Annotated in this window: 1 protein-coding gene; it reads right to left on the bottom strand. The window is 54.2% G+C overall.

Going from position 1 to position 454, the window contains the following annotated elements; genetic code table 11:
* Positions 1-454 (bottom strand): transposase (locus tag HMPREF2692_RS07245; protein WP_210400649.1); only part of this gene is annotated, 454 nt, incomplete at both ends.

Below are 454 nucleotides of genomic sequence, written 5' to 3'. Positions count from 1 at the left end.
CCATATAGGCGCTCTTGTTGACTACGCGTCCACCGTCACGGACTTTGATGCGCAATGCGTCGAGGAAGATGACGGGGTAGAACTCGTCGAGCTGGCGGTTTTGCCACACCAGTACCTCATCAAGGATGGCGTCAGTGACAGCGGAAATCGTCTCATGGGAGATATCCACCCGCATGGCGGTGGCCATATGGTGCTGAATATCTCGCACAGTCATTCCACCGGCGTACAAGCTGACAATCATGTCATCAACATCAGTCAAACGCCTAGAGCCTTTGGGAACCATGGTGGGAAGAAACGTCCCAGCCCTATCTCGTGGGATGTCTACGGTAACCGGCCCGTAATTGGAATCAACCGTCTTCGGGTAGGTGCCATTGCGGTGATTATCAGTCCCAGCTGCCGCTTTAGCGTCCCGATCACCGGATTGATAACCGAGGTGGGCATCTATCTCAGCATT

The organism is Corynebacterium sp. HMSC036D03, assembly GCF_001836185.1.
GTDB classification, from domain to species: domain Bacteria; phylum Actinomycetota; class Actinomycetes; order Mycobacteriales; family Mycobacteriaceae; genus Corynebacterium; species Corynebacterium simulans.
Note: the sequence above shows the minus strand (reverse complement) of the source record. Positions and strands in the feature narration are given on the sequence as shown.